20 protein-coding genes are annotated in these 22,526 nt (G+C 43.7%); 6 read left to right on the forward strand and 14 right to left on the reverse strand.

Annotated elements, in window-relative coordinates; genetic code table 11:
• Positions 1-97: 97 nt before the first annotated feature.
• From KJS94_RS07760 to KJS94_RS07775, 4 genes are all read right to left on the reverse strand, one after another.
• Entirely contained in the window at positions 98-472 is a 375-nt protein-coding gene (locus tag KJS94_RS07760) for a c-type cytochrome (RefSeq protein WP_214447784.1), read from the reverse strand.
• 375 nt (positions 473-847) lie between these two features.
• Complete coding sequence (locus KJS94_RS07765) at positions 848-1,357, reverse strand: nuclear transport factor 2 family protein (RefSeq protein WP_214447783.1); 510 nt, start codon at positions 1,355-1,357, stop codon at positions 848-850.
• A gap of 56 nt (positions 1,358-1,413) precedes the next feature.
• Complete coding sequence (locus KJS94_RS07770; protein WP_214447782.1) at positions 1,414-1,971, reverse strand: YMGG-like glycine zipper-containing protein; 558 nt, start codon at positions 1,969-1,971, stop codon at positions 1,414-1,416.
• Positions 1,972-2,057: 86 nt separating this feature from the next.
• Complete coding sequence (locus tag KJS94_RS07775) at positions 2,058-4,316, reverse strand: sulfatase-like hydrolase/transferase (RefSeq protein WP_214447781.1); 2,259 nt, start codon at positions 4,314-4,316, stop codon at positions 2,058-2,060.
• Positions 4,317-4,320: 4 nt separating this feature from the next.
• Here KJS94_RS07775 and KJS94_RS07780 point away from each other — a divergent pair, with 4 nt between their 5' ends.
• Entirely contained in the window at positions 4,321-4,575 is a 255-nt protein-coding gene (locus tag KJS94_RS07780; protein WP_214447780.1) for a hypothetical protein, read from the forward strand.
• A 400-nt stretch (positions 4,576-4,975) separates the two neighbouring features.
• Here KJS94_RS07780 and KJS94_RS07785 read toward each other — a convergent pair whose 3' ends face one another.
• The 5 genes from KJS94_RS07785 to KJS94_RS07805 form a co-directional block, all read right to left on the reverse strand.
• A complete protein-coding gene (locus tag KJS94_RS07785; RefSeq protein WP_214447779.1) occupies positions 4,976-6,514 on the reverse strand; it encodes a glycoside hydrolase family 32 protein in 1,539 nt (512 codons plus the stop codon).
• 135 nt (positions 6,515-6,649) lie between these two features.
• The gene (locus tag KJS94_RS07790; RefSeq protein WP_239804335.1) at positions 6,650-7,810 is read right to left on the reverse strand and encodes an amidohydrolase family protein; all 1,161 of its coding nucleotides are present in this window, start codon (positions 7,808-7,810) and stop codon (positions 6,650-6,652) included.
• Positions 7,811-7,839: 29 nt separating this feature from the next.
• Positions 7,840-8,484 (reverse strand): hypothetical protein, encoded by a 645-nt coding sequence (locus tag KJS94_RS07795; protein WP_214447778.1) that lies wholly within the window; start codon positions 8,482-8,484, stop codon positions 7,840-7,842.
• 758 nt (positions 8,485-9,242) lie between these two features.
• Complete coding sequence (gene glsA, locus KJS94_RS07800; RefSeq protein WP_214447777.1) at positions 9,243-10,271, reverse strand: glutaminase A; 1,029 nt, start codon at positions 10,269-10,271, stop codon at positions 9,243-9,245.
• A gap of 40 nt (positions 10,272-10,311) precedes the next feature.
• Entirely contained in the window at positions 10,312-11,523 is a 1,212-nt protein-coding gene (locus KJS94_RS07805; RefSeq protein WP_369806989.1) for a DcaP family trimeric outer membrane transporter, read from the reverse strand.
• 474 nt (positions 11,524-11,997) lie between these two features.
• On the opposite strand from KJS94_RS07805, the gene KJS94_RS07810 reads away from it, so the two are divergent.
• The 4 genes from KJS94_RS07810 to KJS94_RS07825 all read left to right on the forward strand — a co-directional run bounded on the left by KJS94_RS07810 (position 11,998) and on the right by KJS94_RS07825 (position 14,962).
• A complete protein-coding gene (locus tag KJS94_RS07810; RefSeq protein ID WP_214447775.1) occupies positions 11,998-13,062 on the forward strand; it encodes a DUF481 domain-containing protein in 1,065 nt (354 codons plus the stop codon).
• A 142-nt stretch (positions 13,063-13,204) separates the two neighbouring features.
• Positions 13,205-13,819, forward strand: a complete 615-nt coding sequence (locus KJS94_RS07815) for a DUF4136 domain-containing protein (RefSeq protein ID WP_214447774.1) — start codon at positions 13,205-13,207, stop codon at positions 13,817-13,819.
• Between the two features lie 19 nt (positions 13,820-13,838).
• Positions 13,839-14,444, forward strand: a complete 606-nt coding sequence (locus tag KJS94_RS07820; RefSeq protein WP_214447773.1) for an outer membrane beta-barrel protein — start codon at positions 13,839-13,841, stop codon at positions 14,442-14,444.
• A gap of 251 nt (positions 14,445-14,695) precedes the next feature.
• The gene (locus KJS94_RS07825; protein ID WP_214447772.1) at positions 14,696-14,962 is read left to right on the forward strand and encodes a hypothetical protein; all 267 of its coding nucleotides are present in this window, start codon (positions 14,696-14,698) and stop codon (positions 14,960-14,962) included.
• On the opposite strand, the gene KJS94_RS07830 is transcribed toward KJS94_RS07825, so the two are convergent.
• The 4 genes from KJS94_RS07830 to KJS94_RS07845 form a co-directional block, all read right to left on the reverse strand.
• Positions 14,949-15,824: a hypothetical protein gene (locus KJS94_RS07830; protein WP_214447771.1), complete on the reverse strand. Its 876-nt coding sequence runs from the start codon at positions 15,822-15,824 to the stop codon at positions 14,949-14,951. The genes KJS94_RS07825 and KJS94_RS07830 overlap by 14 nt on opposite strands.
• A 190-nt stretch (positions 15,825-16,014) precedes the next feature.
• On the reverse strand, positions 16,015-17,010 hold the full coding sequence (mgrA, locus tag KJS94_RS07835; RefSeq protein ID WP_214447770.1) for an L-glyceraldehyde 3-phosphate reductase: 996 nt from the start codon (positions 17,008-17,010) through the stop codon (positions 16,015-16,017).
• A gap of 5 nt (positions 17,011-17,015) precedes the next feature.
• On the reverse strand, positions 17,016-18,431 hold the full coding sequence (locus KJS94_RS07840; protein WP_214447769.1) for a Gfo/Idh/MocA family protein: 1,416 nt from the start codon (positions 18,429-18,431) through the stop codon (positions 17,016-17,018).
• 192 nt (positions 18,432-18,623) lie between these two features.
• Positions 18,624-19,988 carry an MATE family efflux transporter gene (locus KJS94_RS07845; RefSeq protein ID WP_214447768.1) on the reverse strand — a complete coding sequence of 455 codons (1,365 nt, stop codon included), beginning with the start codon at positions 19,986-19,988 and terminating at the stop codon, positions 18,624-18,626.
• A 260-nt stretch (positions 19,989-20,248) separates the two neighbouring features.
• Between KJS94_RS07845 and KJS94_RS07850 the strand changes: the two genes are divergently transcribed.
• Positions 20,249-21,019 (forward strand): murein L,D-transpeptidase catalytic domain family protein, encoded by a 771-nt coding sequence (locus KJS94_RS07850; RefSeq protein ID WP_214447767.1) that lies wholly within the window; start codon positions 20,249-20,251, stop codon positions 21,017-21,019.
• Here the strand turns inward: KJS94_RS07850 and KJS94_RS07855 are convergent.
• Positions 21,016-22,524: an FG-GAP repeat domain-containing protein gene (locus KJS94_RS07855; RefSeq protein ID WP_214447766.1), complete on the reverse strand. Its 1,509-nt coding sequence runs from the start codon at positions 22,522-22,524 to the stop codon at positions 21,016-21,018. The genes KJS94_RS07850 and KJS94_RS07855 overlap by 4 nt on opposite strands.
• Between the last annotated feature and the right edge of the window lie 2 nt (positions 22,525-22,526).

Below are 22,526 nucleotides of genomic sequence, written 5' to 3' on the forward strand. Positions count from 1 at the left end.
CAAACACCGCATTTGTGGATCGGTAGTTCAGTTGGTTAGCATGCGCCCGGGCTCAAGTCCCATCCGGCCCGCAAAAGCTTCACTACCAGTTAGGCTTTCATTTCTTTAGGGACAAGATATACTTCACCATCATTCTTGCATCTTCTTCTGTCAAATCCTGATGGGGTGACATTACCGGATTTCCCCAGGCCCCACTCCCACCCTTAATAATCTTTAGGGCCAACAGTTCAAAGTATCCATCGTTTACGGGGTATCTGTCAGCTATTGCCTGAAAGGCCGGCCCCTTAGCCCTTTTCTCCTTTGTATGGCAGGTATAGCAATCAGCATAAGCGATTAGCACCTCGCCCCGCTGGGCCTCCTTTAACGCAATCTTTTCGCTCCTCCCTTCGATCTTACGGATATAATCAACCTTTGGGGCAGGTTTGGGCAGTTGATCATCCTTATGCACTGGGCTATCACAACCAGCTGCCATGATCAACCCGGCGCATTGGCAAACCAAAAATTTAAGGTGGTTAATTTTCACGCGACCATGCTTACTTTAATTCATAAAATAACAATTAAAATACCAATGGGAATTAATGGAATCGGAACTGGCAAAAAATCTACCCTTCATTATCCTGTTTTATAGTAAAGAACGGATCAATATTACCAAGGTGAATTCAACTTGCAAGAGTAGGATGACATTTTCCGGATCGTCATATTGCCGAAAAATTGATTGCCTGTTATTCCAGCCTCAGCCTTTGGCCGAATCAATAGAATGAATCCGGAATCGGGCTGCTTCCGGATTAACGAAAGCCCCACATCGGTGTGGGGCTTTCAACAAATACGATAATGGTTTATACAAGAATTACTTCACAGCATCCGGTGGTACAATCAGATAACCCAATTGCCTGAGTGCATCGGCTTCATTATAAAAAGTCAGGCTTCTGGCGATCTTGCCATTCTCGATCATGTAATTAACATTAGCCCAAATGGTCACCTCCTTTTCCTCACCCTTAAACTTTATTTTCAACTCCGCCCAATTGGCCACCCACTCGCCTTTATTATCTCCTTCAGCTATGGTCACTGCTACGAACTTGGATTTGTTGTACTTTATTTTTTCATAAAGGTTCTCAACATTATTCTTCCAATTCTCAATGGCCGCTGCTCTATAAATGGTATCACCAAATGACGGACCTAATCCCATATACTTTTCATCCAGGAAACTTCCCATGGCTTCGAAATCCAGCTCCTCCACTGCCTTTACATAGTTCTTTACCAGTTCAATATTTGCCTGCTCCCTGGCCTTTTGGTCATCCTGTGAGGAACATCCTACTAAAAGCGAGAACACCGCAAATGATAAAATCAAATTTTTCATGGTTTAATTCATTGTTGTGAATGATTGGGGAACTCTTTTCGATTCCGGAAAAAGACTTATTTGATGGTATAGCCCTTACCTTCCATACAGGCAGAGAAAGCCTTTTTAAAGGTATTCTTCATTTCTTCCTCAGAGGCTTTTGCACTTGCCTGGGCTTGTTGGTTTTGCTGTGCCTGCGCCTGCTTACCTTGCCTGCGACCAGCCATACCCCCAATCATTGCCCCATATGCGGCACCTTTACCCATATCGCCGGAAATAGAACCGATAGCCGCACCTGCAGCTGCCCCTCTGGCTGCACCACCAACAGCAGCTCCTGTAGGACCGGTTTGTGGTGGCGGGGCTTCTACTTTAGGCAGGTTTAATGGATCGATACCAGACTGCTCCACGGCCCATTTATAACATTCAAATTCATCCTGTTTTTGCTTTTGCTGACTTTGTCCCTTTGACGGATACATGAACAATTTCATGCTCTGGGATATCTGGTTATAGGTCATTTTTGCCGTGTCGGGCAATGAGGGAGCCGGCTGCTGTGCCTTTCCCTTCGCTGGAAAAGCAAAGAATGCTACCCATAACAGGATCCCTGAATACCTTTTCAATGATTGTACTAAACTCATCTTTCCTGGTTTTTTCATTTTACATAGTAATCTGCGACCTCCTTGCCAGTAAAGCATCGGCAAAGAATTGTCAGCCTACAAAACAATTATTTCCTGACTTCTATATACACCTTATCAATCTTACCACTAAACTTTGAAGAAGGCCCATAATCGGCAACAGGGGTTCCCTCATCCAGGCCTACATCTGCCAGGTCATCAACTGAGAAAATACCTGGTTGGGTTTTATCAATCCTGCCTTCCGCAACCTTTACACCATCAACCATAATAATTCCTGCTCCTCCCTTTCCTTGCCCACCGCCATCATAATTGAAATCAAAGACCAGGTTATGCTTACCCGGCTTTAATGGTTCGCTTGCCATGATCTGGTTGCCAGACATACCCAGGAAATTATAAGTGAATGCAGGCTTCCCGCCTTTCAGGTAAAAACTCAGGCCTCCGAATCTTCCTCCCTGGCATACGATTACCCCATTACCATTATTATCCACTTCCACGTCTGCCTTGATGGTATAAGAAGTACTCCTCAGATCGACAAACACATCTACCCCCATTCCTTTCATTCCTTCACCATAAGTAACCGAGGTCCTTCCTTCCATAATATTGGGTCTACCCATCTGCGAAGCAATCATCCTTTCAAAGGTCCTGTCGTCAAGTGGCAAAACATGGTACTTTACTGCTTCTTTCATAAACAAGTCCTGGAGTGATTTCAAGCGGGCAGGCTCCTTTGCGGCCAGGTTATTGGCAAGGCTAAAGTCCTCTTTTGTATTGTATAACTCCCACACATCCTTACTTAAGTCATTATAGGGCTTCGAACTCCAGGGCGCTTTATGGATGGTCCTTGCATACCAACCATCACTATAGATGCCACGGTTACCAAACATTTCAAAATACTGGACCTTATGCTTTTCCGGACTGGCCGGGGCATTGAAAGAATAAGCAATACTTGTCCCCTCGATCGGATCCTGGGGAATACCATTCACCGTCTTTGGAGCCGGGATCTTAGAGATTTCATAAATAGTAGGAGCAATATCTACCACGTGGGCAAACTGGGAACGAACTTCTCCCTTTGCCTTGATACCCTTGGGCCAGCATACAACCATCCCATTCCTTGTACCACCAAAATCAGAAGCCATTTGCTTGGTCCAGGTAAATGGCACATCCATGGCAACAGCCCAACCCGCAGAATAATGTGGGTAAGTACTTGGAGACCCCCACTCATCGGCCTTTTTCAACATATCAGGAACGGTTTCAGGCACCTCATTGAAATAGGACATTTCGCTGAACATACCGTTCATCTGGCCTTCAGCACTGGCACCATTATCTCCGGCGATAAAAATGAAAACAGTATTATCCATAACGCCGAGGTCTTCCAGTGTCTTCACTAGCCTGCCTATCTCGTAATCTGTGTGATCCGCAAAGCCGGCATATACTTCCATCTGCCGCGCAAATAATTTCTGCTCATCTGGCGAAAGCTTATCCCAGTCCTTGATATCAGCCGGCTTGGGAGCTAATTGTGTATTCCTGGGAATAATACCCATCTGTTTTTGCCGCTCAAAGGTTTCCTTCCTCAACACATCCCAACCTTTATCAAACTTTCCCTTGTACTTATCGATGAAAGCTTTAGGTGCATGATGCGGGGCATGGGTTGCACCTGGCGCATAATACATAAAGAATGGATTACCTGGTGTAAGGGCTTGCTGTAAACGCACCCAGGAAATAGCCTGGTTCGTCATATCCGTGGTGAAATGATAATTGGGGTCTTCCGGCGTTTCCACCATTGTCACCCCATCATAGATCAACGGCGACCACTGGTTGGTCTCGCCACCCAGGAAACCGTAAAACTTCTCAAATCCGGAACGGGTTGGCCATCGGTCCTGAGGGCCAGAATTGGAGATCTCCCATGGTGGCACTTCATGACATTTTCCAAACTGGGCAGTATTATATCCATTCTGCCTCAACACTTCAGCCATTGGTGTAATGGTTTGTGGCCTCACTGCTGTGTTTCCCGGGTAGGTAGTAGCCAACTCTGTAATAGCACCCATATTATTCGAGTGATGGTTATAACCGGTCAGCAAGGCAACCCTGGTAGGAGCGCAAAGTGCCGTTGTGTGAAAGCGGTTATACCTCAATCCATTATTGGCCAGCCTGTTTAAAGTCGGCATGGGAATGGGACCACCAAAGGCCTCCGAAACCCCAAATCCCATATCATCAATGAGGACGATCACTACGTTTGGAGCACCTTGGGGGGCTTTTACCTCAAACCGGGTTGGAGGTGTTGCATTGCGCACATCAAGTTCTGTGTAAAAAGGCCTGGCCGGTTCGCGGATAGGTAAACTGGTCCTATCCAAAACAATGGCTTTTGAGGTTGGAGATGGCTTTACTGGATTTTGGGCTAAGGCTGTAGCAACTGCCAATACACCAACCATTGATGGCAGTCCGCTTCTTAAAACATGCTTCATAAGTTCTTTCATTTATATGCCAGGTGGATTAGAGACATTAAAACAATATTGGAAAATTGAACATTTTAGCCACCCTCACCTATTTCACAACTATCATCTGGAAAAAACTCATCGGGCTTTTCCAAAAAGAAAAATGGTCAAAAAATAATTCTTCCGTAATGTCATTTGAAAATAATCCAACGGCTTATCTAAAGAACTAACGAATGTTTCCTGGCTAGCTGACTTTTCCCCATAAAAACCCTAAACCCCAATACAGGAAAGGATTTTAAGCTATTTAACCATTCCTTTCTGATCCGGGTTTAACCGTTAAACTATCAAGAAAATCCACTGGAACTTGCAGGTTTCAAATCAGTCATCATCCACCCGGACAACACTAATGTGTATATTCTCCATGTTGAAAAAATCAATTCTTTTTAAAATAGCAGCCCATTCTTATCCTTATCCCCAAGTTCTATTACAAAAGGACCTACTTCCTACCAATAAAGACCCTTGGGATAAGACTGCAGGGAATTGTTTATTCCATTACATTTCAGCTTTCCTGCATTTAATTATCGGCTATCCCTTCTTTCCCAAATACTATTCAGATCGGTAATACTGATCTTCCTGGCAATACTCTTTCTTGATCTCCATGTCAAATGATTGTAGGCAGCATTTGGGAAATAGACCGCAGTCAATGCAGTCAGGCCATTATCCGACCATAACTCTACTGAAGATTTGTCCATCACCAGAACAAGTTTTGTAGCTCCATCACCTGCTATATCCGGCGCAAAAAACCTTTTTGCAAAACCACTATGAAAACTATTATCGCCGGCCCTGGTCCGATCAATAAAATAACGTTTGGTTTCCCGTTCATAGCCGACCAGCAATTCCTCTCCCTGGTCATTGGAAAAGGTAAAGGAAAAATCATCTTTGCGACTCAACTCAACCTCCAATTTACAAGGGATGGATAGCTTCTCCAAAGATGGCAACATATCCAATGCCATGTTTGTTGTAATGCGATTGATGGTAACAGACCGGGACTCAATTGACTTAATCTCCTTAACTGGATTATTGGTGAGGTAGATGTCTTTTCCAACCCTAATCAATCCCAAAGTCCTTGGCAAGGTCATTGCACTTCTCCAGCCCACTGTAGGCACAACATTGGCATAATTCCAATTGCTCATCCACCCAATGAGTACTCTCCGCTTCCCGGTGTTATCCCAGGTAACTCCTGCGTAATTATCCGGTCCATAGTCCAGCCACCTTGTTTCCTTGTGCAGGGGCACAAACGCCTTACCATTAAATGTCCCCAGAAAATACTGCACACCTGAGCCCCCATTGGGTGCCCCAGGATTAAGATTTATGATCATTACCCAGATTGTCTTTCCTTCAAATTCCAAGGGGAATAGGTCCGGACACTCCCATACCCCACCATGTGCCCCCAAATCCCTTCCGAACTCGGATTCATAGACCCAGGACTTCAAATCCGGCGAGGAATACATCTCAATATGGTCTTTAACTGCCAGGGTCATGATCCATTTCCGACCATCTTCATACCAGGTAATTTTTGGATCCCTGAAATCAGTGCTATTGGGTTTTCTCAAAACAGGATTACCAGCATATTTTATCCAGGTCTTACCGGAGTCATTGCTGTATGCAAGACTTTGGTATTGCCAATCATTTTTTCTTTCTACCTCTGCATTTGGGTTGTGATGGGTAAACACTGCCACCAATGGTCCTTTGCCATTTAGTCCGAATCCTGAGGTGTTATGCTTGTCCCAAACAGCACTTCCGGAAAAAATATATCCAAGGCTATCCGGATACAATGCTATGGGCTGTTCCTGCCAATGAACCAGGTCTGTGCTGGTGGCATGCCCCCAATGCATCGGCCCCCATGTGGTTCCCCCCGGATAATACTGGAAGAATAAATGATAGACCCCCTCATAATAAACCATTCCATTAGGGTCATTCATCCAATGTGCTTTAGGTGAAAAATGCACCTGTAAGCGATGTTTCTCATGATATGTCCCCTGATCAACCGTATCCTGGGCCTTTAAAAAACCAAAGGGCAAGATGATGATCAGAAGCAAACAAATGACCTTGTTCATACATTCAAACATTTACCTATCAAAAATAAAAAGAAGGCCTATCAAAGGCTTAATAAAAAAGGGCCGCCCCAACGGCAGCCCTATAAGCGCAGAACACTGCTTATACAATACATTTGAAACAGTGATGATTCAGTTTTACTGCTCTGGTTTCGCCACACCAGAAGAAGGTGTTGGCGGGGGAATGACATCCGGCTCATTGGCATGTGCCTTTTCCCAGGCCCTCACCTTGATCCGGGCTGCATCAAACAATCTTTCATAATTTCCCTTTAGCAATTTATACCGCGCATCAGGGGTTAGCTGATCCAGTAAAGGCGCATACATTCTATACACCTTGAGATACTTCTCCTGTGTTGGGGGAGCCACCTCATCAGTCCCAAACAAAAACCGCTCAGGATACTTATTAATGACAGCAGCAGTAGCTTTCACTGCTTCTGGTGAAGAAACAATATACTTTGCAACTTCATCCCAGGAAATATCAATATAAACATGACTGGTCTCTGGGTTTCCTAAAGCAGTTTCCAGCAACCTTAATTGATCGTGAATCGGTTGAACAACCCTTCCCAAACCACAATGTGCCCATATAATGGTAGTATTCTTATGCCGCCTGAAAAGATCACCAACCTGCTTCACTAAATACGGTTCCTGCCCGCTCTTGGGATAGGGCATGTCGATATCATTATGTAGGATCACCACCAAACCCGACTCCCCTGCAAAATCCAGGATCCGGTCAAGGGCAGGATTGGTCAGGGAAGCTGTTTCACCTGAAATCTTGGAGGACACAAATTCCTTATGGATGGTAAACTCCCCAATGCCACTAAATACACCGGAAAACACCTTCAGCACCCGCTTAATATGATCAGCAGCGTACATATCAGCCGGATTGAATCCAGTAATCATCGGATCGAATCGCTTTTTATCCTGGTCAGGCAACCCCTTATAGGACATGGCGATAAAGGCATCCGTAAAACTGTAGTAATACAGGGGTGCGTCACTGGCTAGATAATAATTGGGGGCAAAGTTCCCCGTATTACCATAGGACCATTGTTGCTGTAAAGGAATTCCAAATAAAGTGGACCGTCCAACCTTGGTACCCATTACCTCCAAAAACTTCTTTACACTTATTCCTTCCTGGATATAATTGGTCAGATGGAAATGTGAGTCATGAAACAAAGCTGTATCAGCAGGCGAAGGCTTCTGCCCAAAACTTTGGCTGCAAAAAAGCAACAAGGACATCGAAGCAATGCCGGTCCGTAACAACCGCCGGATAAGGGACTTGCCCACTAAAATTTCATACATAAGGCTTCTGTATTGATTATTAATTGATATCACAGCATAAAATCAACACCAACAGTAAGCGTTGAACCCGTTTGTCCACCGGTATATAACCCAAATGTTCCTCCCGCCGCGCTCTTACTAACATGCATGAGCTGGCCATTTACACGGAAACTCCTGGACTTTAACGGGTAAAAATTAAGCCCCCCGCCGATTTCCCATGGATTCCGCTTGAACTCGTCCCAGAAATATGAATTGATCAGGTAAGCGTTCAACAATCGTGGTAAAACCATGTAGCCGATTTGCAAACTGTATCCATTATCAACGATCTTATTGATAGGCAAAGGTTCGGTAGATTCAAATTTGGACAACTTCCGGGAATAGAACTCACCCTGCACGCTAAAACCCTTGTACTTAAAACCCATATCAACAGCGATCATATTATAATTCGCATTATCAACCGTTATACCATCACCAAGGGCTCCTTGTTCAAAAAACAATACCCCATCCGAAAGCCTGACTTGTGTATTATCTGGTGAGGGCTCACCAATATTGTTAAACCGATCTTCACGACTCTGGCAATAGGATGCCCCAAATCTTGTAGCCAATTTTTCATGGTGTTCAAAATCCCCTATACCCCCGCGGGGACCGAATTCCCCGGTGGTTGGCAACCAAGTAAGGGAAAAACTCTTAGACATATCCCTTGTAAGTTTAGCTGCGTTAACCCCTAATTGGCTGAGGTTATTTCCAAGCGTAAAATTATAAAACAGCTTGGGAGTAATTTCCCCAGTCAGAAACAAACCATTGGTAAATCCCCCCCGCAATGCCTCTTCACCCATCGTCCGGTCTGTTGAGGAATAGTACGGAAATGGCCCCTGCATCGACCTAATGGACAAATTGGGAACCATACCTATACCTACACGTAAATGCTTGTTAAACCGATATTGAACATTACCATAAATAAGTGTCTGCTGGGTAGACATGATACTCCAAACCGTAACGGTATAGGTCAGTTTAGGCACTCCTATAAACCCGGAAAACCAAATCATGGAACGGTGCCAGTAGATATCATTCCTACCGGTAAGATTGCGGTCCCTTCCTAAATGATCCTGGTAAGTTTGCTCCCCTGGCATTTGATTCAGGTACCGAATCATACCATAAATACTGATATTCAAACTCCCATATTTACTTTTGACCAGGTCAAACCCCTTACCAGGTGTAAACTCACCATAAGAACCAGAGGAGTATGCCGTATCCTTGGTAACGCCTCTTCTGACAGCTATAGGATTGTTCACAGTATCTAAAACCGGGGTTTCAATTTGGGCATTTACCCAAATTGAAACCCCAGTAAACATCGCCAATAATAAGCGTCTTTTTGGCACAGTTAAATCAATTATAATTTGTAAAGAATGAGCAACCTACTTATCTACACAAAGCAGACCGATTCGGCAATTGATCAATTCTTGGGAGTAATGAGGTAAGGATTCAACTTGAGTTTATCCACTACATAAGCAATTACTTTTTGGGCCTTCACGCTGTTACCAGCAGCATCCAATGGTGGAGAAACGACAGCGATCCCAAACTTCCCTGGCACAACCGCCAACAAACCGCCACCCACACCACTCTTTGCAGGCAAACCGGTATTGAAAAGCCAGATTCCGGCATTATCATATAAACCAGCAGTTACCATTACAGGAAGTGTATACATTACAGTGGAAGGTGAAACCACCTTTTTCTTAGTTACAGGGTTAACACCTCCATTAGCCAGGGTTCCTGCCATTACAGCGAGATCCTTAGCATTGACATTAATGGCGCATTGCTTCGTATAAATATCGGTAGCCTGTACAGGGTCAAAATACATCCGGCCATAGGCTTTCAGCAAGTGCGCAATGGCCTGGTTACGTAAATTATCACCCGCTTCACTTACATAAACCGGCCAGTTAAGTGATAATTCCCTGCCAGCAAAAGCACTATGGATATCCATAATATTCTTCATCTTAGCAGCTGAATCAGCGCCACCTATTAAACTGGAAGAGGCTATTGCACCCGGATTAACCAACGGATTGATCTCTTTACCCTTCTGTAGCTCAACTGCAACAATAGAATTGAATCGCAATCCCGTAGCGTCAACGCCTATTTTATCCTGAATAGCCTGTGGCCCCTGCTCTTCCAATACTTTTGCCATGGTAAACACCTTGGAAACACTTTGAATAGACACCATTGATTTAATATCCCCCAAGGTTATCACTTGTCCATCAGTAGTTACTACCGCGATTCCAAAAATATTCGGGTCAACTGTAGCCAACTCTTTAATATAATCGGCATTCTTACCTTCTTTAAGATCCTTGAACTTCTCATAGGCTTCTTTGATTGCTGACTCAATTTCTGCCTTTGTTTGTGCCTTTACAAAGCTGATAGAAAAAAACATTGCTCCCGCCATCAAAAAGGCAGAACGGAATAATTTTCTTATAAAATACTTCTTCATAATTTTTGAATATTAAGCGTTAAACAGAACAAGATTTATTTTAGGATTTCTTGCGATACAAGGACTGGGAGAAATTATACTTGAAAGAAAATTGCAACTTAGTGATGTCAGAACTAAAACCATCCCTGAAGTTCTCCCTTTTACCATACTGCACTTCCGCACCGAACATAAAATTCTGAACAGGGGTAAACAATAAATTTACTACGGCATATTGTCCTTTTTTAAAGGCATTATCGGCAGAGCCATCAGCATTATCAATACTAACCGATGAATATCCGATGGAGGTACTCATATTGCTTGTCCAGTTATGATCCAGGAAGGCCACTATACCTGTAACAGGAAGGGCAACTCCTTTAACAGGTTTATTAGGATCACTAAAGTTTTCTTTAATTCCTATATCAGCAGGTGCATCGTTCATATAGTTTTGGATACCTTCCCCATATACCAATTGGCCCCTAAACACACTATTCTTACCCAGGTTCAAATTGGTACTTAAGTTCAAACCCCATCCCAAGGCATCTCCACTCAGGTCGTATTGCTCATTACCCATGTCTTCCCATTCGATCTTCCTTAAAATACCAGCCAGCTCAACATAACCAAACTTGCCAGCATAACGGTATTCTGCAGAAAAATCAGGGAGCTTGAACCTTGGCTTAACATCAGACAGTTCAATACGGTTAGCATATTCACCCTGGTCCGCACTGGCTCCAGGACGTTCCAATGCAAAGGTCAACCGACTATCCCCCTGTATGGGCATGAACCTGATCTGTACATTTCGAAAAAAAACCATTCCTGTTGGGCCCCAATATTCAAGTGTATTGGGGAACACATCAATATCCATGAATGGACTCCAATATTGACCAACACCCCATTTACCCAACTCACCATAGGCGTGACGGAGACGTAGGGTGGTTTGACCTGCATCCACACCCGTTCCAAAAAGTTCAAATTCAAAATGTGTTTTCAACAAACCCAAGGGAGTCTTTGTATATCCTTTTACACCAAATCTGGTTTGCCTAACACTGAAGTAGGCGTTTCCATCAGTACCATATTGGTTCTTAAAAGAAGGCAATTTAGTAGGTCGTACGACGTCAAACCAATTGGGATCAATCTGTTTAAAATCATATCCGATGTCAGTCATGACAAAGCCATAAATTTCCAGGCTTTTTTCCATTGTGGTATCTTTATCCTGGGTCATACCCTTCACAAGGAAAAATGAAACAAAAAGAAACAATAGAAGACTCTTTTTCATGCTATAATATTTGGTTGGTACTATACAATTAGGAAAAATATTCTCCCCTTACAAAAGGCCAACTCCTTCAGTCAGGAATTCTAATTATTAATCTTAATTAGTACTAAGAACTATCTAAAATTGTCTACGAATAAACAGAACAGGAAACCATATAAAACCACAGATAACGAAAGCCATTACATAGGGAAAGAATCAGGAAATGTTAGCTTATCAACCAAATTCATGTACCAGTCCACCAAATATTCACCATCCCGATTAATATAGATTGATACCTTAAAACTACCATTTAACATGCATTCGAAAAGCCCTAAACAAAACTTAACCGTTAAATAACCTTATGCCTGCAAGAATATTTCCATCAGGCATAAACCTTACCATGCTTAATGTAATTTAGTACTACACTTCATATAAATATCACCACGAATAATTGCAAAATCACCCAAACCAAAACGGCGCATCAGTATCTGAAAAAGCATGAAATACGGCAGTAGTAAATATCAAAAAATACCCTTTGCCGGGGCCATTGCCACACTGTTTGCCTTACTGCTACTAACAATTAAACTATCAGGTCAAGAAAAAAAAGACACCCTATACTTTCATAACGGAACGATCCTGATAGGCAAACTAAAGAAGATCAAATTAGGCTATATCACATTCAAACCAGATAACATCAGTGAGGTAACCATACAGATCCCAAAAGTCAAAACAATAGCGGCCAACACCAAAATTTTCAGGGTTGAACTAACCAACAACCAATCCTATTTCGGCATACTGAAAACAGCCCCATTCCCCAACACCAGCAGCATGATAAGAACACAAGATACTGTTACTGTGTTCCTTGAAGACATTTCGGTTCTATACCCATATGGAAAATCATTTAAAAGCAGGTTTTCAGGAAGCGCCACTATTGGATATTCCTATACAAAATCAAGTGAATTCGGAAGGGCTAACTTTGAAACCAAACTAAATTACATTACCAAAAGAGATGAGGTATCACTCAGCGCCTCCGGAATATACACGATTACAGATAGTTCATTCAACAGGGACAGGGAAGACGCATCCTTAAAGTATAATTATTACCTCAACACCAACTGGTTCCTAACAACCTTTCTTACTTATCAACGAAACCTTGAATTAGGCTTAAACCGTCGTTTCCAGGAGGGATTTGGTATTGGTGATAAATTCCTTACTACTAAAAGCATCTATGCCTGGTCAAGGGGGGGATTTGTGTTAAACCAGGAAAAGAATATTGAAGGGGAATCAAGTAAAACCTTAACCGAAGTATTCGGACAACTACAATTCAACTTTTTCAGGTTTACCAAACCAAAAATCAAGGTAAACCTCTCACAAGCATTCTTTTACAGCTTATCCCAGAATGGAAGATTCCGTAATGACGGAGAAACCAATATTGATTATGAAATAATAACTGACTTTAAAATAAACCTTGGATTTTATAACAACTTTGACAGCAAGTCCCCTGATACAGGAACAAGCAAGTTTGACTTTGGAATAGTATTTGGCCTCAGCTATATTTTTTGAATCAATGAATCCTCTAATAATATCCCCAGGTAAAGGCGATAGAGTTTAACCGTAAAACATACCTGGTACAAATTCAGCACACTTCAATTTGGTAAATTTGATAACAACCTTTTAGATAAGTTTTCCAAAAAATAAAATCATCATGAAACGAATCTTATACCTATCGCTATTAGTAGCGTCAGTTGTATCGTGCAGGAAATCACCAGATACCTCTGAGTTGAAAGTAAATTTTGCTGTTGCGACCTCCAAAGATGCAACTGCTAATTTTGGCAATTACAAAACCTACCACATTTCAGATACAATTAGCCTGAGGACAACCAATCCACAGGATACGGTCTGGTCTGATGCTGATGCCAAAAGACTTATTGATGCAGTAAAAGCAGAAATGGCAGACAGGGGCTACACATTAGTGCAGAGGGGATCCAGGCCAGATATCGGCATTGCATTTACTGCGATCAAAAATCTTAACCTGGGTGTGATCTATCCAGGCTGGTGGTGGGGATATTGGGGCTGCTACTGGTACTACTGCGGCTATCCCCCCTACTATCCATACTATGGAGTGGTATACAGTATTCCAACAGGAACACTGGTCCTCGATATGATTGACCTAAAGAATGCACAAGTCAATAATAAACTGACTGTTATCTGGGGATCAGTTATGTCAGGAGGACTTGGATATACTAACGATGATATTGAGTTAGGCATAGATGCCATCAACCAGTCCTTTGAACAATCCCCCTATATCCAAACCAATTAATCATAGAATAAGAAGTATCATGAAAAAGTTAACCATATTCCTGAGTATTGCATTAATGATCACCCTGACAAGCCAGGCCCAACATAACATGTTTGGCATCTCCTGGGGCATCAATATTCCCAACAATAGTTCCTACCTTGACAAGACCAGCTTCGCAGGTGGGAAAGTAGAATGGAGGCATTTCATTAATAAGAAATTCTCCGCCGGTTTATCATTAGATTGGGCCACATATGAACAATACCTCCCAAGGCAGACATTCAAAAGCGCAGATGGCAATTCTGCTATCACATCAGACTTTGTAGCCCAGGCTTATCAATTACCCATTACAGCAACTGCCCATTACTACTTTGGTGAAGGCACAATGTTCAAGCCTTTCGCAGGATTAGCGATCGGCGCCCAATACATGCAAAATTCCCTTTATTACAATGTGTATGTTTCTGACGAATACAGCTGGGGATTCGTGGTAAGACCGGAAATAGGCGCCATCATAAAACCCAACCCCTCACAAAACTGGGGAATTCTTTTAGGAGCGAATTACAGTTATAGCACCAATAAGATAGAAGTACTCAATAGGGATTCCTTTAGGAACATTGGATTCAATATTGGGTTCATCTTTGAAAACTGACAGCATATTGTTACCTAACAATATGAAACAATCCATGATAGCCAGGAAACAATGTTAATAATAGTCCTGGCTCTCATGGATCAAAATCGAGAAATCACAAACTTACAATAAAACAGACCCTAAACAGCAAGCAAAATCACCCAGGTAACCCTACTCCTTAATGAAAACAAATTATGCTATGAAGAAATAAATAAAATGAACAAACCACCCTTGCAATAAACCAGCATAAAAAACCCAGAAATACCGGAAGAATGAAAAAGGTCGTTCTAGAATTGGGAATATTACAGGAAAAATTTCCTGAATACAAGGAAGCCATCAATCAACTCTACGAAAAGGAAAATAATTTTCGTTTGCTCTGCAATGATTTTTACAGATGCGAAAATTCAATAGAAAAATATGAAAAGGAAATGATGGAACTCCATATCACAATTGAAGAGTTCGAACATTTAAAAAATGAACTATTCAAGGAAATTGAAGCATATCTAATCAAAAATAAGAATCAGTCTAACCAGCACTAACCAGCCCTTTCATTAATTTTCCGCTATTCATATGCCCAATTGACTGGTGTAATTGGTCATGGATCGTATTTACAAGGTCATCCTGAAGTTCCAGTATATTCAAATCCCTAACCTTACGTTTATACATTTTACTCCATTGAAGTAATTTGGTTTGGGTGTTGATCAATCGCACATTTACCTTTACATCACCACCTTCCACCTGCACCGTTGACAAAACAGCATAATTGAATTTATAAGCCATTGCCAGGTTTTCCAGGTTTTCGTTTGGATGATTACCGGTCTTCAACAAGTCATAGGCAATTACATTGACCCCCTCTTCATGTAAAAGGGCATCGCATAACTGGATTCCAATTCCATCCGCCAGACCATCAAAGGCCTTTTTGGTATGGGCACAGCTAACCGGCATAACGGCTATGGTTGGACGATTCAACGGCATAGGCACAACTTGCCCATGGCTTAATTCCGATCCACTATTGCCGTAAGCTTCAATTGCCTGGTCACCGGCAATAAATCTTGGCACATAGGTTCCTTTGGGGATAACAACCTTAACTTCATCATTAATGCCCGGGCCATTCATATAATAATGCTCGAGGACCCTACGCAACCTTCCTGCATGGATCCGTACTATCCCATTATTTTGTGTGCGAAAATCCTTAGGCTTATTCAGGACATTCACAGCAATGGTATATTCTTTCAATTGATTCAAACGGCCTGCTAAAGTTTCTTCTACAACAAATTCTAAAAACCTCCTCAATATTACCGACTCTGCCAGCATGGGATAGTTAAGAATCTGGTCAACATAATGGCGTATAGTTGCCTCCTTGATTTCAGGGGTTGTGCAGTTTTGTTGGTAAGGTTTCATGTTTTGGCTTTTTTCTAACTGCAAATTACCCTACATGATTCCCCTTATACATGACATTAATCATGAATATAACTGATTCCTTATCCATTTAACTGTTTAATGGCAATGACAACAATCATCCCCTTACTCAAAGTCGAAACAATGAAAAAAGCGGGATGAGGTCCCGCTTTTTCGTTGCCAGGCCTGGCACTTATCTTAAAATAGAATTGATCCTATTCAACTCTTCTTCACTAAACCTGTAATTAGCAAGGCATTTCAGGGAATCATCAACCTGGTCTGGCCTGCTGACACCAATCAGGACGGAACTAACCCGGGGATCCTTTAAAATCCAGGCCAATGCCATTTGGGCAAGGCTCTGTGCCCGCTCAACAGCCAACTCATTCAATTTCCGTACCCTGGCAATATTAGCCTCGGTAATCTGGTCGCCTTCCATGGCCCCATTACCCAGGTCCCTGGCAGCCCTTGACTGTTGTGGAATGCCATTCAAATACTTATCCGTCAGCAAGCCCTGGGCAAGCGGTGAAAACGGGATACAACCAATGCCCTCCTCACCTAAGGCATCCAATAATCCATTTTCCACCCATCGGTCAAACATGGAATATTTTGGCTGATGGATCAGGCATGGGGTACCCAACTGCTTAAGGATTGCCGCAGCTTTCCGGGTTTCCTCCGGCGGATAACTCGAGATCCCAACATACAACGCCTTTCCTTGCCTGACAATATGGTCGAGAGCAGCCATTGTTTCTTCAAGGGGAGTTTCAGGGTCAGGGCGGTGGTGATAAAATATATCAACATAGTCCAACCCCATCCTTTTCAGGCTTTGGTCCAAACTGGCGACCAGGTATTTCCTTGATCCAAAATCACCATAGGGCCCCGGCCACATTGGCCAACCAGCCTTGGTTGAGATCACGAGTTCATCACGATGGTCCCTGAAATCGGTCTTCATAACTTTCCCGAAGTTCTCCTCTGCTGAACCGGCAGGCTTGCCATAATTATTAGCCAAGTCAAAATGCGTAATCCCCGCATCAAAGGCCCTGCGCAAAATCGCCTTGATATTAGACATGGGGTCGATCTCACCGAAGTTGTGCCACAAGCCCAGGGAAACCGCCGGCAGCTTCAAGCCCGACTTCCCGCAACGACGGTATTCCATTGTCGAATACCGTCCTGGATTAGGTAAATAAGTCATTATAGCTATTTTGATTTTGTATCCTTTACTTTCATGGCTACAGGATCCCACTGGATGATCTTCTTTTCAAAGTAAGAGTCATTACAGGCCAAACAAGGGGCCGCGGCCCTGAAACCAAATGCGGCATCTTCTACTACAGGCTTGCCAGTCCTGATGGCATCAAAGAAATTGGTAAAATGATCGAGGTGTTCATTGTACCCTGCAGGTGCCTTGTATTGGGTATCTTCTTTCCTTGGAGCTTTTCTATCCTCGGCTGAATACTTACTATTATAATCCTGCAATAATGCATCCTGCATGGCCTTGGGATAGGTGGTAAGAGCATCCCAGCCACCCATTCCCGGTGCTTTTGGCATCAGGCTATGCTTGACCAATAAACTATTCCCTTTCACCTCCATCACCCCTTCCTCGCCAATCAAACGGATGGAATGCGTATCTCCTCCCCCACTGATGAAATTTACTTTCAGGGAAAGCTGGAATGCAGGATGTTCAGGAGTTTCCGGATATTCCATGATGGCAGTCATCACATCCGGAACATCACGACCATCTTTCCAATGGGACAACTGACCTGAAGAAAAAATCCTTACTGGTCCCATGGAACCTGTGATCACATGGACCCCCGAAAGAAGGTGCACAAAAAGGTCACCTGCCACGCCGGTACCAAAATCGCGATAGTTCCTCCACCAAAAGAATTTCTTACTGTCATATGGGATCTTTCTCGTCCCGGCAATATACCTATCCCAACTTACCGTTTCGGGGGACCCATCAATGGGCATGGTGTATTGCCAGGCACCCAATGCACTTTGCCTGTCAAAAGAAGCCTCAATCATATTTAACTTCCCGATATCCCCCGACAGGTACAACTCTTTGGCTTTGGCATAAACAATACTACTCACGCGCTGGCTTCCCACCTGTAGCACTTTCCCACTTGCTTTTTGCGCAGCTATCAACGGTAAACCCTCAGTTATCCTATGAACCATGGGCTTCTCCAAATAAACCGCCTTTCCTTTCTGCAGCGCTTCTGTTGCTATCCGCGCATGCCAGTTATCGCTGGTGGCAACAATAACAGCATCTATATCTTTCCGGTCCAGGATAGCCCGGTAATCATTGGTAACAAAAATGTCCTTTCCATACAACTCCTTCATTCTTTCCAGGCGACCGGCATACAGGTCGCAAGCACCGGCCAGTTCAACACCTGGAACTTTTAATGCTGTATTCAAATCCTGGTGCCCCATGATACCAGTCCCAATTACAGCAACCCTTATCCTGTCATTGGGGGTGATCCTTTTTTCAGGCTTCAGTTCCACGATTCTTTCCTGGCCATTTGCCAGGGTTGACAATGGATGGGTTCCTAATAGCAAGGCTGTCCCTCCCAGGTTCTGGAGGAACTTTCTACGGGAAGATGAATTTTTTGAGTTGGCCATAACCTAATGATTTGAAGACCTTTTTTCTGATTGTTAATAGGTGATCTTAAAGATAAGGATAGGTTCCCGCCTTTGAATGCCCAAAATTCAGGTTCGTGAAAACCAGGGCAAAAAATGTTCAGAAAGTATCAATGAAAAATGCCGCCTGTTCCGGCGGCATTTGTACATATAAAGGTATCTATGTATCTACCATCAGGCTATTACCTTTTCACCCTGCATGGAGGCTTCCGCCTGTTGATTCACCTTGGCCATATGAAGGAACCGCCAGATTAGGAAGAGTGAAGCCATGGTTAGGCCAACGATCAGTCCCAACCACATTCCTGCTGTCCCCATTTTAAATACAAAGGCCATCAGCCAACCTGAAGGGATTCCAATTACCCAATAAGCCACGGTTACCAGGATGGTAGGAACCCGCACATCCTTTATCCCCCTCAGCAAACCTGCACCAATTGCCTGGGTACTGTCTGATATCTGGAAGACGGCCGCAAAAAGCAATAGAAGGGCAGCCAAATCCACCACGCCAGGTTCATCATTGAACAAGAAAGGCAATTGGGATCTGAAGATGGCAAATACAAAGGCGCAGAAAAGACCGTAAATAAGCGCTGTATATAAAGTACTCTTCCCAATGATCGCGATCCTTTCCCAATCCCCACGGCCGAAGGCATTACTTACCCTGATGGATCCTGCCTGTGCAAGGCCCATTGAAACCATGAAAGTAAAAGAGGCGCAACTCAGCGCGATCTGGTGTGCCGCCTGGGAAACTGCCCCCAGGGTACCAATAATGATACCTGATACGGCAAAGGCACCAGCTTCCATTCCAATCTGCAGACTGCTGGGTATACCAATATGGAGCAATTCCTTAATGGTCTTCTTCCTGATATACCATTGCTGCTTTCTTTCGTTCATAAAAGGACGGAAGGTTTTATGCTTCAGTATCACCAGGCCAAGTACTAAGAACATAAGGGTACGGGTTATTAATGTACCCCAACCTGCACCCATTAACTCAAGCCGGGGAAAACCCCAGTTTCCATAGATCAGTAACCAGTTGATGAAAATATTCAGCGGCATTCCTCCCAAAGAAAGGATCATCGCGGTCCTTGTGAATTCTAACCCATCCGTAAACTGCTTCAGGGTCATGAATAGCAACATTGGGATAATGGATAAACCCATCAGTCCCATGAACGGAATTGCCAACTCCACCACTTCAGGATCCTGTCCCATATACCTCAAGGTAAACCTCAGGCCAATCAACCCAAGGGAGATCAGGATAGCGGTAACGGCGCATAAGATGAAGCCATTGTACAAATAGTGGGCAACCATCCCCTTATCCTTCCTGCCATGGGCCATTGAAACCATTTGGGAAACGGAAATGGTCATTCCTATTCCCAATACAAAAGGTATACCCATGGCGTTCATAACCAATGAGGATGCAGCCAGTTGCTTGTAATTGATGGCACCCACCATAGCCGTATCGATCAGGTGTAGGGCCATCTGGGCAATCTCCCCAATGATAATGGGAAGGGCCAGTTTAATTGTCTTAATTGCTTCATTCCTCATAATCAATCATTTACACTAAAAACAGGTTGCAAAGGTAAAGATTTAGCCCCCTTGTCCTGATGCCGATCCTGTAAAATCACCATCAGTCGGCTTAAGTTAAAAGGCATCTTTCTACCCAAATACCTTAGTTTTGCAGGCCCGGGCCGACCATTTGGTCACCAATTGGTAAATAATCCCCCACCCACCCGTCAACTGCCAACCAACTGCTGTTTGAGACCGTCTAAAGGCATTAGAAAAATAAACCCTAAATGGATCACCCCATGAAGCGTAATGTGACCGTCTTGATTATTGCGGCTGTGATTGGAACATTCCTGGTGTTTTCCGGGCAACAATATTCAAGGGCAGCTGCTCTTTTATCTGATTCAACATCATTGCCTGCATCACCTGAAGCGAACGCCTATCCTGAGAATAATGAAGGATACCTGGCTTATTTTACCAGGAACCTATATGATTCCCTTCAACTCGATGCTATCGGATTAAGCCTGCAGGCTTTTGAGCAGGCCCTGACAGGCTGGGAAAAGCTCAGGCATAAGGGCATCCTGAACAATGAACATATTCTTACCATTGCTGACTTCAGCCAACCCAGCACCCAAAAAAGGCTCTATGTCATTGACATCAAAAGGATGCAGATCCTCTTCAACACCTATGTAGCACATGGAAGGAATTCTGGGAAGGAACAGGCCGTTTCCTATTCCAATCGCCCTTCTTCCAACCAAAGCAGCCCTGGCTTCTACCTTACTGAGCATACCTATTATGGCAGCAATGGTTATTCCCTGAAACTGGAAGGTCTGGAAAAAGGAATTAATGATAATGCTGATAAGCGCGCCATTGTTATGCACGGCGCTGACTATGTGAGTGAATCACTGATCAGGAGCCAGGGATACCTTGGCAGAAGCCAGGGATGCCCGGCCATACCTGTTAAATTGACAAGACCGATCATTAATACCATTAAGGAAGGTTCCTGCTTATTCATTTATTCTCCTGCCACCTATTATGCAGAAAGATCGAACCTGATCAGGAAGAATTCCTAACGAATGGTATTGCGGAGTATGAGGACGGATGGGGCCACAGCGAAACCGGTTCCGGTTGGAAGCACCCTCGCATTTCCCATACCAAAATCAGCATTGCCCAGTACAATATCCCAGTCTCCATCACCATCAAGATCACCGGCATCCATGGTGATCCAATTACCACTCTCGGCTCCGGCAAAGGAGTTGGGGGAAAACTTTAATCCGCCTTTATTCTCCCAATAAACAAAACCTTCTTCCGGGGTATTATCCCTGTCCGGGAAAAATGAAATAGAGGCCAGGTCAAGGTCACCGTCAAGGTCATAGTCAAGAGCCATAGCCTTGCCAACCCCATGCATCGGTAGAAAGACCTCCTCCCTGAACCTATTCTGGCCATCGTTGAGGTAGATCCTGATTCCATGGTAAGCCTTCAGGATCGGGGGATAATCGCCGTTATCTCCATTGGTAGCAATTATATCCAGGAACCCATCCTTGTTCATGTCTGCCAACTCAAAATAATTTGATCCATAAACCGGAGGGAGTTGTAGTACCCTTTCCTCCCGGAATGCACCATTTCCTTTGTTGTAATAAATAAAAACGCCTTCATCCCCCTGCGCCATTAAAGCCATGATATCCGGTTTACCATCCTTGTTGAAATCCTGCACAGCTGTTCGGATAGCCCCTGGTAATTGCCTTAAAGAGCGATATTGGAACTTTCCTTTTTCAGATTGTTCATACCAGCCCAACTGCCCGGTCTGGTTTCCAAATTCACATATCAGGATATCCTCCAAATTATCGGCATTCAAATCTGCATAGGTCATATGCACAGGACGCTTCAAGCTATCGATCACCAAATAGGATGCCCTGGACTTTTCATTGAGCATTACCAGCTTTCCCATCCTTGCATCCGATGGCAATAATACGCCCATGGTTAATACAGCCAGGTTACCCAACCTCCTGTTCATTTGCGATATCCCGGTTTCAACAGGAAAGGAATCCACCTTTGAGGTTGCTGGGTCAAGCCAATACAGTTGTTGCGCTAATCCATCCCCTATAAAGACCTTTCTGGAAGCAGTATCGATCTTCACCATGGTAGTTACCGGATGGGCTGTCGCAAAACCCGGTATACTTACCTGAAAATGCTTTAGCCCGATATTGATCTTACCGGCACTATCGGTGCGGGGTAAGGGCTGTGAAGGGGCTTCTGTGATATAATGATGAACGACCTTTCCCCACTGTTCTTCTGTCAAGGGGGAACCGGTATTCACCTGGACATAGCTGTTCATTCCCATATAACGATGTCCAAGCAATTCCCCCATTTTAGGAAGTACAAAATTTGCCCAGGTCGCTTTATCCAACCACTCCGGTTCGGGATGCAGGTGGCAACTGGTACAATACTGTTGGGAAAGCGCTGCACCCTCCCTTGACCGTTCATCCTTATAGCTTTTCCCTCCCGCATCCCAACAAGATGCCAGGATCAATACTGTACCACTCAACAATAAAAAAGCTTTCTGGTATTTCTTCAGCATTA

Origin of the sequence: Flavihumibacter rivuli (assembly GCF_018595685.2) — a bacterium.
Taxonomy (GTDB): Bacteria; Bacteroidota; Bacteroidia; order Chitinophagales; family Chitinophagaceae; genus Flavihumibacter; species Flavihumibacter rivuli.

What these genes read in the sequence shown, in the direction of transcription:
- KJS94_RS07760 (WP_214447784.1), bottom strand. Translation starts at nt 472, where the DNA reads ATGGCAGCTGGTTGTGATAGCCCAGTGCATAAGGATGATCAACTGCCC.
- KJS94_RS07765 (WP_214447783.1), bottom strand. Translation starts at nt 1,357, where the DNA reads ATGAAAAATTTGATTTTATCATTTGCGGTGTTCTCGCTTTTAGTAGGA.
- KJS94_RS07770 (WP_214447782.1), bottom strand. Translation starts at nt 1,971, where the DNA reads ATGAGTTTAGTACAATCATTGAAAAGGTATTCAGGGATCCTGTTATGG.
- KJS94_RS07780 (WP_214447780.1), top strand. Translation starts at nt 4,321, where the DNA reads ATGGCTTTTGAGGTTGGAGATGGCTTTACTGGATTTTGGGCTAAGGCT.
- KJS94_RS07785 (WP_214447779.1), bottom strand. Translation starts at nt 6,514, where the DNA reads ATGAACAAGGTCATTTGTTTGCTTCTGATCATCATCTTGCCCTTTGGT.
- KJS94_RS07790 (WP_239804335.1), bottom strand. Translation starts at nt 7,810, where the DNA reads ATGTATGAAATTTTAGTGGGCAAGTCCCTTATCCGGCGGTTGTTACGG.
- KJS94_RS07795 (WP_214447778.1), bottom strand. Translation starts at nt 8,484, where the DNA reads ATGTCTAAGAGTTTTTCCCTTACTTGGTTGCCAACCACCGGGGAATTC.
- glsA (WP_214447777.1), bottom strand. Translation starts at nt 10,271, where the DNA reads ATGAAGAAGTATTTTATAAGAAAATTATTCCGTTCTGCCTTTTTGATG.
- KJS94_RS07805 (WP_369806989.1), bottom strand. Translation starts at nt 11,523, where the DNA reads ATGAAAAAGAGTCTTCTATTGTTTCTTTTTGTTTCATTTTTCCTTGTG.
- KJS94_RS07810 (WP_214447775.1), top strand. Translation starts at nt 11,998, where the DNA reads ATGAAATACGGCAGTAGTAAATATCAAAAAATACCCTTTGCCGGGGCC.
- KJS94_RS07815 (WP_214447774.1), top strand. Translation starts at nt 13,205, where the DNA reads ATGAAACGAATCTTATACCTATCGCTATTAGTAGCGTCAGTTGTATCG.
- KJS94_RS07820 (WP_214447773.1), top strand. Translation starts at nt 13,839, where the DNA reads ATGAAAAAGTTAACCATATTCCTGAGTATTGCATTAATGATCACCCTG.
- KJS94_RS07825 (WP_214447772.1), top strand. Translation starts at nt 14,696, where the DNA reads ATGAAAAAGGTCGTTCTAGAATTGGGAATATTACAGGAAAAATTTCCT.
- KJS94_RS07830 (WP_214447771.1), bottom strand. Translation starts at nt 15,824, where the DNA reads ATGAAACCTTACCAACAAAACTGCACAACCCCTGAAATCAAGGAGGCA.
- mgrA (WP_214447770.1), bottom strand. Translation starts at nt 17,010, where the DNA reads ATGACTTATTTACCTAATCCAGGACGGTATTCGACAATGGAATACCGT.
- KJS94_RS07840 (WP_214447769.1), bottom strand. Translation starts at nt 18,431, where the DNA reads ATGGCCAACTCAAAAAATTCATCTTCCCGTAGAAAGTTCCTCCAGAAC.
- KJS94_RS07845 (WP_214447768.1), bottom strand. Translation starts at nt 19,988, where the DNA reads ATGAGGAATGAAGCAATTAAGACAATTAAACTGGCCCTTCCCATTATC.
- KJS94_RS07850 (WP_214447767.1), top strand. Translation starts at nt 20,249, where the DNA reads ATGAAGCGTAATGTGACCGTCTTGATTATTGCGGCTGTGATTGGAACA.
- KJS94_RS07855 (WP_214447766.1), bottom strand. Translation starts at nt 22,524, where the DNA reads ATGCTGAAGAAATACCAGAAAGCTTTTTTATTGTTGAGTGGTACAGTA.